The organism is Paludisphaera rhizosphaerae (assembly GCF_011065895.1).
Lineage (GTDB): Bacteria > Planctomycetota > Planctomycetia > Isosphaerales > Isosphaeraceae > Paludisphaera > Paludisphaera rhizosphaerae.
Genome location: NZ_JAALCR010000034.1, coordinates 44,418 through 56,201 on the forward strand (window position 1 = coordinate 44,418; position 11,784 = coordinate 56,201).

The 11,784-nt window shown below is 66.2% G+C and carries 8 protein-coding genes; 5 read left to right on the plus strand and 3 right to left on the minus strand.

Going from position 1 to position 11,784, the window contains the following annotated elements:
• Position 1 precedes the first annotated feature (1 nt).
• The 3 genes from G5C50_RS27950 to G5C50_RS27960 form a co-directional block, all read right to left on the minus strand.
• Complete coding sequence (locus tag G5C50_RS27950) at positions 2-1,630, minus strand: dipeptidase (protein WP_165074343.1); 1,629 nt, start codon at positions 1,628-1,630, stop codon at positions 2-4.
• A 317-nt stretch (positions 1,631-1,947) separates the two neighbouring features.
• On the minus strand, positions 1,948-3,312 hold the full coding sequence (locus G5C50_RS27955) for a BNR-4 repeat-containing protein (RefSeq protein WP_165074345.1): 1,365 nt from the start codon (positions 3,310-3,312) through the stop codon (positions 1,948-1,950).
• 188 nt (positions 3,313-3,500) lie between these two features.
• Entirely contained in the window at positions 3,501-4,454 is a 954-nt protein-coding gene (locus G5C50_RS27960; RefSeq protein WP_165074347.1) for an aldo/keto reductase, read from the minus strand.
• Between the two features lie 187 nt (positions 4,455-4,641).
• Here G5C50_RS27960 and G5C50_RS27965 point away from each other — a divergent pair, with 187 nt between their 5' ends.
• From G5C50_RS27965 to G5C50_RS27985, 5 genes are all read left to right on the plus strand, one after another.
• Complete coding sequence (locus G5C50_RS27965) at positions 4,642-5,298, plus strand: HAD family hydrolase (protein ID WP_165074349.1); 657 nt, start codon at positions 4,642-4,644, stop codon at positions 5,296-5,298.
• A 14-nt stretch (positions 5,299-5,312) separates the two neighbouring features.
• The gene (locus tag G5C50_RS27970; protein ID WP_165074351.1) at positions 5,313-6,023 is read left to right on the plus strand and encodes a CAAX prenyl protease-related protein; all 711 of its coding nucleotides are present in this window, start codon (positions 5,313-5,315) and stop codon (positions 6,021-6,023) included.
• Positions 6,024-6,042: 19 nt separating this feature from the next.
• Positions 6,043-7,239: a rhomboid family intramembrane serine protease gene (locus tag G5C50_RS27975; protein WP_165074353.1), complete on the plus strand. Its 1,197-nt coding sequence runs from the start codon at positions 6,043-6,045 to the stop codon at positions 7,237-7,239.
• A 35-nt stretch (positions 7,240-7,274) separates the two neighbouring features.
• Positions 7,275-8,366 carry a serine hydrolase domain-containing protein gene (locus tag G5C50_RS27980; protein ID WP_165074355.1) on the plus strand — a complete coding sequence of 364 codons (1,092 nt, stop codon included), beginning with the start codon at positions 7,275-7,277 and terminating at the stop codon, positions 8,364-8,366.
• A 300-nt stretch (positions 8,367-8,666) separates the two neighbouring features.
• Positions 8,667-11,684: a zinc-dependent metalloprotease gene (locus G5C50_RS27985; protein WP_165074358.1), complete on the plus strand. Its 3,018-nt coding sequence runs from the start codon at positions 8,667-8,669 to the stop codon at positions 11,682-11,684.
• Positions 11,685-11,784: the final 100 nt, after the last annotated feature.

An 11,784-nucleotide genomic window follows, 5' to 3' on the forward strand; every position in this document is an offset into this window, starting at 1 on the left:
TTCAATAGTCGGTCAGCCCGATCTTAGCGGGGACGGTGAACTGGCCGGGGCGGGATTTGACGATGTGCCGGAGCCATTCCTCGGGATACCCGGTGGCGTGAGCGTCGCCGTCGGCGTCCTTGACGTAACCGTCGATGTGGCGGGTCAGGATGGTCTCCGCCAGTGTCTGCCAGCCTCGGAAGACGCTTTCAGCGGTTGACGTGCTGTACGAGGTCAGGAACGACCGCGCCAGGGCTGGGTCGGTTGCAACGAGCTTCGCGGCGGCCTCCTCGATCACCGGCTGCATCTTGAGGATCGCCTCCTCCTGCTTCGCCTGAGCGGCCTGAACGTCCGGGAAGACGTGCGACCAGCGGTCGTAGGTCAGGTTCGAGACCAGGTTCATGATCCAGAACGCAGACTGCCACGAGAACTTCTGGTAGTCCCCCGCCACGTACGACGCCGGCAGAGCGTCGATCGAGCAATACAGCGGGGTGAAGCACGACGTGGAGGCGTCGTCCGGGGTGAACCAGGTCACGCCGCCGACCGCGTCCGGCAGGCTCGCCCGGCTCTGGTGGAGGACCGTGAAACCGGCATGCGGGGCCGCGATTGGGCGTTCCCACATGTATTCCTTGCCGTCGGCGTGGAAGACCAGCGGTCGGAGTCGGAACGGGCTGTTGAACGGGCCGGCGTCCGGGCCCTGGGTCATGTCGTAGGGCGTCCCCTCGAAGTGGTCGCGCATCAGGCCCATCACGTCGTGGACCGCCAGCGGCTTGTCCGGCTTCACGAAGAGCGGGTAATCCTCGACGCCCTCCACGCCGCGGAACCAGGCGTCGGAGAAGTTCGCCGAGGGGGCGGAGCGGCGGTAGATGCTCCAGACGCGACCCGCGCAGGCGCGTCGGGCGGAGGGGCCGTGGTCGGGGTGGTAGGCGTCGCGATAGCTGAACGGCTTGCCGGACTTCGGGTCGTAATACCCCTTCTCAACGGCGAACGAGACCACGTCCGGGGCGTATTGCCAGTTCTCGGGGTCGTCGAGCGGGAAGGTGGTGATCCGGCTCATGTTCGCATGGGCCGTGACGCAATCATCGGGGACGCGAGCGGCGACCCAGACGATCCCCTTCTGACCGGGGCCCTTGTTGATCAACTCCATGATCCAGGCTTCGTTCTTGTCGGCGATCGAGAAGGTCTCGGCCGAACTGCCGTAGCCGTGCTCGCGACAGAGCGAGTCCACCAGCGAGATCGCCTCGCGGGCGGTTTTGGCCCGCTGGAGGACCAGGAGCATGAGGGCGTCGTAGTCGAGCAGTCCCTTGCGGTCGCGCAGTTCGCGACGGCCGCCGGTGGTGGTCTCGCCCATCGACACCTGATGCTCATTGATCAGGCCGACGACCGAGTACGTTCGCGACGCCTGCGGAATACGGCCCCGGACGTCGTCCGTCTCCCAGCCCTTGACCTCGACCGTCTCCCCCGCCTTGTGCTCGCCGCCTGCGACGCGCAGAAGCCGGGGCATGATCGTGATGTCGGAGGTGTATGTGATCATGACCGAGCCGTCCCGCGACGCCTTTCGGCCCACCACGATGTTCGTGCAGGCCGAAGCCCCACCCACCGCCGCCGTCGCGACGACCACCCACAAGACGACCTTCCGAACGCCCGTCATGAACGCACCTTTCTTGCTGGTCGAATCTACTGCGCCAATACCAGTGACCTGAGGATACAGCGGCTTGCTGCACCATGACATAGCTCGCAGGAGGCCGCGATCTAGTCCCCTCTCCCACCGGGAGAGGGTGGCCCGGAGGGCCGGGTGAGGGTCGTCGGACTGCAGGCATGACGACGGGAGCTTCGTTCGCCTGCGTCCAACATGCTCTCCGAAATCCGATGTCCCTCACCCGCTGCTGCGCGGCTGCCCTCTCCCGGCGGGAGTGGGGATATCAATGCCGGCCTGAGAGCCGCTTGCCGGCGATCAACCGGCCCGACTTACTCCACATCCTCTGGCACCTGTGCATCCCCCGTCATTTTGATCGGCAGGCGTCGGACCTTCGTGCCGAGGCGGTCGGTGAAATACAGGCTCGACTCGGACTTCTTGCGGGCGTCGCCGTCGGCCCAGAAGGCGTAGAAGTCGGGGTGGGCGTTGACGGGGCGTTTGGCGTAGGTGTGGTTGCGGGTCTTGTCGTGAGTGAGCTGTTTGACGCGGGTCCAGGTCGCGCCCTGGTCGGCGCTCGTCCAGAGCACCATGTCGCCGCCGGTGCCGAAGGGTTGCGGACCGGGCTCGGTGGGGGCGATGACTCGCCAAATCCCGTCTTTCTCGATGTAGAGCGGGCCGTGGTCGTAGTTGTGGTCGGACGTCGTGAACGGCCGGTCGATCCATTCGCGGCCGTCCCAGCGCGTCGTTCGCCACTGGTGGGGGCCGTTCTTGGGGCCGGGCTCGTAGCCCTGGCTCGTCAGATACAGGATCACCGGCCGGCCCTCGGCGTCGAAGTTCAGGTCCTTCAGGTAGACCAACTTCCCCTCCGACTTGTACTCGCGGATCAGGGCCGGGTTGTCGGGCTGGGTCAGCGGCAGCGAGACGGGCTGGCCGTCGGCGCGGGTCCAGGTCGCGCCGAAGTCGCGAGTCTGGAGGTAGTACATGTTCGTCCGCTCGTCCAGGCCGAGGGGCTTGGGGTGGTAGTCGAAGATCGTGGCGACGGTCCCCTCGCGTGCCCCAGTCACCTGGTAGTCCCCCTGGTCGATGTGCGCGAGCGGCGTGGCTTCGGGCCAGGTGCGGCCGTCGGGGCTCGTCATGTAGCGGAGCCCGCGCCCAGACTTGTACTTGGTATGAAGGAACAGGAAGCCCTTGCCTGGTACGTACCAGGGGTGGCCGTAGGAGAAGTTCGTCTCGACGACCTGTTCGAAAGCGTCGATCGATCGAGGCTTGACGCTGCGGTGGATGAACGACGGCCGCGCCGTGCCGTGGGCGTTGGAGAAGATCCAGAGATAGCCCTCGGCGTCGGTGGCGAGGCACGGGTTGTCGTGGGCGTCGTTCGTCTTCTTGTCCAGAAGGATCCGAGGCCGGGGAACCGTCCCCGTCGCATGATCGAAGTACGAGACCATATGCAGGATCGACTTCCGCTCCGGGTCGGCCCCGCCGTAGACGAAATACGTCCGGTTCGACGGCTCGTCGTAGATCGCCATCGGCGACTGCTGCTGCGGGTACGTCCCCAGCCCGCCGCTGTACTTGAACTTGTATTCATCTTTCGTCGTGCCGACCGAATACCAGCAACCGACGTAGCCGTCGGCTTGTTCGAGCGGTCGGGGATCGTCGGCGGCGAGAGTCGCGACGAGCAGCAGGGCCAGGACGTTCATGGACGATTCTCCGGAGACTCGCGAGAGATCCTGCCAGGTGCCATGCCCACTCTCGTCGTGGGCATGCGATCGGCGTCGGTCACTGAGTTGACCCAAGCCGGTTCATGGCCACGCAAGCGTGGCCATGGCACCCGAGATCTTGGACTTCCTGGTAAGCGGAATTTCTCAAACCAAGTTTCGCGTCGCACTCAGGCGCTGGCGTCGTCCAGCAGCTTGATCGCGGCGGGGTCGAGCTTGATTTCGACAGCCTTGATCAGGTCGTCGAGCTGTTCCACGCTGGTCGCGCTGGCGATCGGCGCGGTGACGCTGGGGCGGGCGATCAGCCAGGCCAGCGCGACGCTCGCCGGCTTGACCTTCAGAGCCGAGGCGATCTCATCAAGATGATGGACGATTTTCAATCCTTTGGAATTAAGATACTTCTTCACATTGCCGCTTCGAGCAGGACTCTTAGCGAGATCGGCCTCGCCATGATATTTGCCCGTCAGGAAGCCGCTCGCCAGTGAGTAGTATGGGATGACAGCAATATCCTCCTTCAAGCAGAGTGGCTCCAGCTCCTTCTCGAAGCCTGCACGCTCCACTAAATTGTAGTGGGGCTGCAGGCATTCGTAGCGAGCCAGTCGCTTCTCCGCGCTGATCTTCAGGGCTTCCGTCAATCGCGCGGCCGTGAAGTTGGAAGCGCCGATCGCGCGGACCTTCCCCTGCTTTACAAGTTGATCGTAGGCCTCCAGCGTCTCCTCCTGGGGCGTGTCTGGGTCCTGGTCCTTGTGGGTCTGGTAGAGGTCGATGCGGTCGGTCTTCAGCCGCTTCAGCGAGTCCTCCACTGCTCGGAGGATGTAGGACTTCTTCAGCCCCACCTTCCCCTCCCCCATGTCCATGCCGACCTTGGTGGCGAGCACCACCTTGTCGCGCTTGCCGGACGCCTTGAACCAGTTGCCGATGATCGTCTCCGACTCGCCCCCCTGGTTGCCGGGGGCCCATCGCGAGTAGACGTCGGCTGTGTCGATGAAGTCGAGCCCGGCGGCGACGAAGGCGTCGAGGATCCTGAACGACGTCGGCTCGTCGATCGTCCAGCCGAACACGTTGCCTCCCAGGCACAGCGGGACCACCTCCAGGCCCGATCGACCGACTTTCCGCTTCTGCATCTCTCGATCCTCCATCAGGTTGCGCGTTGATCCAGCCGACGCTCCGGCTGCGGGCCTCGGGGAATTCTAACCGAGGGGCAATACCGTCGCCGCAGGGCGCGGATGCGGAGAGCATCGATTGCGGGTAAGCTCGGCTTTATCGGGAAGGGATCGGAAAGCCAGTGGCGTGAAGGGAATCGACGAGGCGATGCAAGCGACGATCGAGGCGGTGGCGTTCGACCTGGACGGACTGATGTTCGACACGGAAGCCCTGTTCTTCCGCGTTGCCTGCGAGACGCTGGAGGCGCGCGGGAGTCGGTTCACCCACGAGATGATGGCCGCCATGATCGGCCGACGGGCCGTCGAGGCCGGTCACGTCCTCCAGACGATGAGCGGCGTGAAGGCCGAGCCCGAAGAGTTGCTGGCCGACGTCCGAGGGCGGTATCTCGCCGTCCTGGACACCGACGCCGCGCCGACGGCCGGGCTGTTGACATTGCTGGACCATCTCGAAGATTTGGACGTGCCCAAGGCCGTCGCAACCTCCTCACGCCGAGCCCATGCCGAACGCCTGTTGGGCGGGCATGGGATCCTGGACCGGTTTACGTTCATCCTCGGGTCGGAAGACGTTAAACAGGGGAAGCCCGAGCCGGAAATCTACCGGAAAGCGGCTGAAGGGTTCGGCGTTCGTCCCGAATGCCTTATGGTGCTGGAGGACAGCCGGGCCGGAGTGGCCGCCGCGCGCGCCGCGGGGGCGTTCGTCGTCGCCGTGCCGCATGAGCACAGCGTCGCCCAAGGTCTGGGCCTGGCCGACCTGATCGTCCCCCGCCTCGACGCCCCCACGCTGCTGGCGCGGCTGGGCCGCTGACAAGGAGACCGCCGATGTCCTCGCCTATCGAGACGCTCGAATCCAGCCCCGACGCCGTCCAGGCGAAGGATCACGACTTCATCCCTTACGTCGCCCCGATGTTCGCCTACGTCGCTCTGTCGAGCCTGGAGGGCTACCTCCCCTCGACGAGCTGGTACCCGGCGGCCTACGCGGTGAAAGCGGCGATCGTCGCGGCGATCATGTGGCATTATCGGTTGACCTGGAAAGACCTCCGGCCGATGCCGGGCCTGCTGGATATCGTCCTGGCCGTGGCTCTCGGGTTCCTGGTGATCGGGCTCTGGATCGGGCTCGACGGCCGATATCCCAACCTGCCGTTCATGGGAGGCCCGCGCCAGGCGTTCGACCCCAACACGCTGGGAACGGGTGGGAAGTGGGCGTTCATCGCCGTGCGGATGCTCGGCCTAGTGCTGCTGGTGCCGGTCTTCGAGGAGCTTTTCTGGCGGTCGTTCCTCAACCGCTGGATCATCGATCAGGACTTCGGGAAGGTCCCCGTCGGCAAGGTGACGTGGATCTCGGCCGGCGCGACCGCCGCCCTCTTCGCGATGGCCCATCCCGAATGGCTCCCCGCACTCCTCACTGGCCTGATCTGGGCGGGGCTGCTGGCCTATACGAAGTCGCTTTCCGCCTGCGTGATCAGCCACCTGGTCGCGAACCTGGTCCTGGGCGTCTACGTGATCGCCGCCCAGGCGTGGAAGTTCTGGTGAGAATCGCTCGGGGACGCTCATGATCATCCCGTGGGGGACAGACGCCCCGATCTACCACCGGCCCATCGCCACCATCGGCGTGATGGTCGCCTGCGTTCTGGCGTTTCTCGTCGACCCGACCCACGAACACCGCGAGTTCCTGCTGGACCTCGGCGACGGCGTCCATCCGTTGCAGTGGGTGACGAACATCTTCCTGCACGCCGACATCCTCCACCTGGCCGGCAACCTGCTCTTCCTCTGGGCGTTCGGGATCATCGTCGAGGGGAAGCTGGGGGCGATCGGCTTCCTGGCGGTCTACCTGGCGATGGGCGTCTTTCAGAGCGCGACGATCCAGATCCTCATCGACCCCGGCGAGGCCCGGTACATGCTGGGGGCGTCGGGCGCGATCTACGGGCTGATGGCCCTCTGCATGATCTGGGCGCCCCGGAACGATCTGTACTGCATCGTGCTCCTCTCCGGCTTCATGCGGCTGCTGGTCTTCCAGCCGGAGATCCCGATCCTCTGGTTCTCGACCTTCTACATCCTGTGGGAGCTTATGCTCTCGGCGCTGAATGGGTTCTCGGCGTCCTCGGCGATGGCCCACGCGACGGGCGCTGTCGGGGGCCTGATCCTCGGGCTGGTGCTGCTGAAGCTGGACCTCGTCGACTGTGAAGGCTGGGACCTCCTCTCGCGAATGAAGCACGGTCGGACGGGGACCATGCACCGGCCGACCAAACGCAAGACGCACCGTTCGTTCACGGAGAAGGTTCAGAAGAAGGTGTCGAAGGCACGCAAGGCGCGGGCGGCCGGCGAGGATCCGGACGCCGCCGCGCTGAGGACCTTGCGCGAGCACCTTGACGCCGGCGAGACCGAGGCCGCGATGGGCTTCTATCGGGCGATGCGTCGCAAGCGGCCGTCGTGGCGGCCCCCCGACCCCGAACGCCTCGACCTGATCAAAGCCCTGGCCGCGGCCCAGCAGTGGGAAGACGCCGCGGGGGTCATGCAGGCCTATCTCGACGAGTCGATGCTCCCCTCCCCCAAGATCCGCCTCAAGCTGGCCGAGTTGCTGATCCGCCGCATGGACCGCCCCGTTGCCGGTTTGAAGACTCTGGAAAGCGTCCCCGAGTCGGACCTCCCCGCGCCGCTCGCCGAGGGTCGCCGCAAGCTGATCGCGATCGCTGAGCACCTCCGCGAAGAGGGCACCCTGGAACTGGACGACGCCGTGCACGCCATCTGAGAGTCAACCGCCCTCGAACCGTCGACGGAGCCGCCATGATTCGTCACCTTGCGTTCGCGTTCCTGCTGGCCGCCTCGCCCGCGTTCGCCCAGGCCCCGGTTTATCCGAAGGCGGAACGCGTCGACGCCCTCGCCCAGGCGGAGTTCGCCGCACAGGAGGCGGTCGGCCTGGCGGTGGTCGTGATCGACGGCGGCGAGATCGCCTGGTCGCGAGGCTACGGCCATGCCGATCGCGAGGCCGACGTGCCGGTAGATCCCGCGAAAACACAGTTCCGCTGGGCCTCCATCTCCAAGCCGGTGACGGCCGTCGCGGCGCTGCAACTGGCGGAGAAGAAGAAGCTCGACCTCGACGCCGACGTCCGATCGTACGTCCCAGAGTTTCCCGACAAGGGCGTGAAGATCACGCCCCGCGAGTTGCTCTGCCACCAGGGGGGGATCGTCCACTACACGAACGGCCCCGTCGTTCGAACGTTCCAGACCTACACCGATCCGCACCCCTTCGCCGACGTGGTGAAGGCCCTGGACGAGTTCAAGGAATCGCCGCTGATCTGCCCGCCCGGCACGAAATACTCGTATACGACTCACGGCTTCATGCTGCTGGCGGCCGTCGTCGAGCGTGCGGGAGGGGAGCGCTACGCCGACCAGGTTCACAAACGGATCGCGGAGCCGCTCGGCATGAAGGACTTCCGCCCCGACTACCAGTGGGAAGCCATCCCCAACCGGGCGGCCGGTTACCACAAAAACGAGGGCAAGATCGTCCGTCGCGATCCGGAGCACGACGTCAGTTGGAAGCTGGGAGGCGGCGGCTTCACCTCGCCGGCCGTCGACCTGGCGCGATTCGGCGTCGGGCTGATCCAGCACAAAGTCGTGGACCAGGAGACCGAGCGGGCGATGTGGACGCCCAACAAGCCGTCCGACCCCACCGGCGCGAAGCCCTACGGCTATGGGTTCTTCATCCACGAACTCGATGACGGCCGGAAACTCGTCGGCCACGACGGCAGCCAGGAGAAGAGCCGCACCGGCCTGCTCCTCAACCCTCAGACCGGCAAGGGGGTTGCGGTCATGTCGAACTCAGAGTGGTTCAATCCAATGAAGCTGGCGCGGAAGGCTCTCGACGCCATCGAATGAGCGAGCGTCAGCGGCTCCAGCGAACCCTTCATCCGCTGCAATCGTAAACCCCGTCAGAGTGGGCGGCGGCGGGCGTCCGCGCGCCGATTGCCGAGGTTGCAAAAACCGAATGCGTTAGGCAGGATGGACGGGTCGCACGTCCTGGAGAAGGCCGGGCGGTCTCGTCGACGGGACGCCCTCTCCCCGGCGGCGCCCCCGCTTCATTCCCACCCTTTTGACGCGGTCGTCGACGTGCGCTCCCTTCGTCATCCCGTTGAGCGACATCCCAGGGCATCACATCCACGGTTCCAGGAGGGCTTCATGAGTCGCATCGGTCGTTTCGGGGTTTTGGCCTCGCTGGCGCTGGGGACGATCCCGGCCGCGAGCGCGCAGCAGGCGCAGCCGCCGGCGCAACAGCAGCAGGACGGCGCGAAGATCGACATCGGCGAGGCCATCGCCGCGGCGAGGGCCGCTCAGGGCGGAGGCCCGGGCGGCCCCCGGTTCGGCGGGTCGAGCAACTTCCGCGACTTCAACGACGTCACCAAGGACGCGGAGAAGATCGAGGGCCTGTTCACCCTGTACAAGACCGGCGACCACCTCTACGCCGAGATCCGTCCCGACCAGTACAACCAGCCGCTGCTGGTCCCCGTCACGATCGCCCGCGGCATGGCCAACACCGGCATGCCGGCCGGCGACGACGACCTGGTGATCGTCCTGAAGCGCGTCGGCGACCGGGTCCAGATCATCCGCCGCAACATCCACTTCAAGGCTCCGTCGGGGACGCCCATCGAGAAGGCGGTCAAGCAGAACTACACCGACTCGATCATCCAGGCCCTGCCGATCGTCACCCTCAACCCGATGCGCGGCGGCGCGGCGTTGATCGACCTGTCGGACGTCTTCATGAGCGACTTCGCCCAGCTCGGCCTGGGACCGATCGACCGCTCGCGGACGACCTGGCAGAAGATCAAGGGCTTCCCGAACAACATGGAGCTGCAGCTTGAGACGACCTACGCCGCCGGCCGAGGAGGTCGCGGCGAGGGCGCCGTGGCCGACCCCCGCGGGCTGACGATCGTCGTCCACTACAGCATCATGAAGGCCCCCGACATGGGATACCGTCCGCGCGTGGCGGACGACCGCGTCGGCTACTTCCTCTCGGCCGCCAAGGACTTCGGCAGCAGCAGCCAGGACGGGAATTTCGTCCGCTACATCGACCGCTGGCGGCTGGAGAAGTCCGACCCCCGGGCCAAGCTTTCGCCCCCCAAGAAGCAGATCGTTTGGTACGTGGAAGACACCGTCCCGCAGGAGTACCGCCCCTACGTCGAGGACGGCATTCTGGAGTGGAACAAGGCGTTCGAGAAGATCGGCTTCCGCAACGCGCTGGCCGTCCGCTGGCAAGAGGCCGGGCGCGACGACTTCGATCCCGAGGACGCGAACTACTGCACGTTCCGCTGGGTGGCCAGCGAGTCGGGCGCGGCCCGCTCCTGCTTCCGCGCCAGCCCGATCACCGGCGAAATCATCGACGGCGACGTGATCTTCGACTCAAGCTTCATCCGCCACTGGCGGCAGGAATACGCCCTGCTCGTCGGCAACACGACGGCCGCCGACGGCTCGACCCAGTCCACGCCGCTGGCCCTGGGCGAGGTCGTCAGCCCGATCCTGGCCTCGAAGCTCGGCTACGGCGACCCCACGCCCCCCTCGCTCCTCGGCCTCGAAGCGCTCCAGCAGACCCCCGGCCGGATGATCCCCGAGTTCATCCCCGCCGATCAGGGCCCGCTCCAGTGGCAGCTTGCTCGGAACCTGGCCCGCAACTCGCAGGCTCGCGGCTTCTGCCAGCGTCTGCAGGGCTTCACCCAGGACCTCAGCCTGGCCGCCGTCAGCTTCGCCGCCGAACAGGCCCCGCCCGCCGGCGAGAAGAAGGAAGAGGAGAAAAAGGACGGCGAGAAGAAGGACGACGAGAAGAAAGATCCTCGGATCGAGATGCTGCGTCGTCGCGCTGAGACCAAGGATGAGCTTCCCGAGGAGTTCGTCAGCCAGGCGATCAAGTCGATCGTGATGCACGAGGTCGGCCACTCGCTGGGCCTCCGCCACAACTTCAAGTCGAGCACGATGCTCCCCGCCGACAAGCTCAACGACACGGCCGTCACGCATGAGAAGGGCCTTGTCGGCAGCGTCATGGACTACGCTCCGGTGAACCTCGCCCCCAAGGGAGCGAAGCAGGGCGACTACTACACGACGACCCTGGGGCCCTACGACTACTGGGCCATCGAGTACGGCTACAAGCAGGTCGACGGCGACGAGGCGGCCGAGCTGAAGAAGATCGCCTCGCGGGCCGCGGAGAAGGACCTGGCCTACGCGACCGACGAGGACGTGGTCCTGAACGACGACCCCTACGTCAACCGCTGGGACCTCGGCGCCGACCCCTGCGAGTTCTCCAAGAGCCGCATCGCGCTGGCGAGCGAGCTGATGAAGGATCTGGACGGCCGCGTCGTCAAGGACGGTGAGCCCTGGGCCCGGATGCGTCGGGCGTTCAGCGTCCTGCTCAACCAGTGGGGCAACGCCGCGACCCTGGCCTCGCAGTACGTCGCCGGCCAGTCGGTCTCGCGCGACCACAAGGCCGACAAGGACGCCCGCGACCCGATCCAGCCGGTCCCCGGCGACAAGCAGCGCGAGTGCCTGAAGTTCCTCTCCGAGCACGTCCTGACCGACAAGGATTTCACGTTCTCCCCGGCCGTGATGCGGCGCCTCGGCAACGAGCGCTGGATGCACTGGGGGAACGAGGGGGTCTTCAGCGGTCCGAACGCGGACATCTCGGTTTATGAGCGGATCCTGGGCATCCAGCGGATCGTCCTGGGCCACTGCCTCAGCGGCGCCACCCTGTCGCGGCTCCAGAACCAGGAGCTTCAGGCCGACCCCGGCGCGACCCCGCTCCGGATGGACGAACTCTTCCGCGCCCTGACCGACGGCGTCTGGAGCGACCTGGACAACCTGCCGGCCAAGGACGAGAAGAACCCCAAGCCGGCCCTCTCCACCATCCGTCGCAACCTCCAGCGCGAGCACCTGCGTCGCCTGGGGACGATGGTCGTCGGCACCGGCAACTCCGGCCTCGGCGACGGCGCCAGCTTCGTCGTCGTCCTCGGCCGCGGCGGCGGTGGAAACACCGTCCCCGCCGACGCCCGCGCCCTGGCGCGACTCCACCTCAAGGACGTCGCCGCCCGCATCACCAAGACCCTCGAAACCAAGGGTGCCCAGCTCGACGACCTGTCCCGGGCCCACCTGGAAGAGAGCAAGGAAAAGATCGCCAAGATCCTCGACGCCCGCATCGACGCGCGCGACCTGTGATCCAGCAATCCCCCGCCCCGCTCCAACGAGCCGGGCGGGGTGTCCGCTCAGGAACGCGGGACAGGCTTCCGGCCACCGTCAGCCCGGTCTTCGTAGGGGC

Bases quoted from the DNA above. Each gene is read 5' to 3' on its own strand.
- G5C50_RS27950 (WP_165074343.1), bottom strand. From the start codon at position 1,630: ATGACGGGCGTTCGGAAGGTCGTCTTGTGGGTGGTCGTCGCGACGGCG.
- G5C50_RS27955 (WP_165074345.1), bottom strand. From the start codon at position 3,312: ATGAACGTCCTGGCCCTGCTGCTCGTCGCGACTCTCGCCGCCGACGAT.
- G5C50_RS27960 (WP_165074347.1), bottom strand. From the start codon at position 4,454: ATGCAGAAGCGGAAAGTCGGTCGATCGGGCCTGGAGGTGGTCCCGCTG.
- G5C50_RS27965 (WP_165074349.1), top strand. From the start codon at position 4,642: ATGCAAGCGACGATCGAGGCGGTGGCGTTCGACCTGGACGGACTGATG.
- G5C50_RS27970 (WP_165074351.1), top strand. From the start codon at position 5,313: ATGTCCTCGCCTATCGAGACGCTCGAATCCAGCCCCGACGCCGTCCAG.
- G5C50_RS27975 (WP_165074353.1), top strand. From the start codon at position 6,043: ATGATCATCCCGTGGGGGACAGACGCCCCGATCTACCACCGGCCCATC.
- G5C50_RS27980 (WP_165074355.1), top strand. From the start codon at position 7,275: ATGATTCGTCACCTTGCGTTCGCGTTCCTGCTGGCCGCCTCGCCCGCG.
- G5C50_RS27985 (WP_165074358.1), top strand. From the start codon at position 8,667: ATGAGTCGCATCGGTCGTTTCGGGGTTTTGGCCTCGCTGGCGCTGGGG.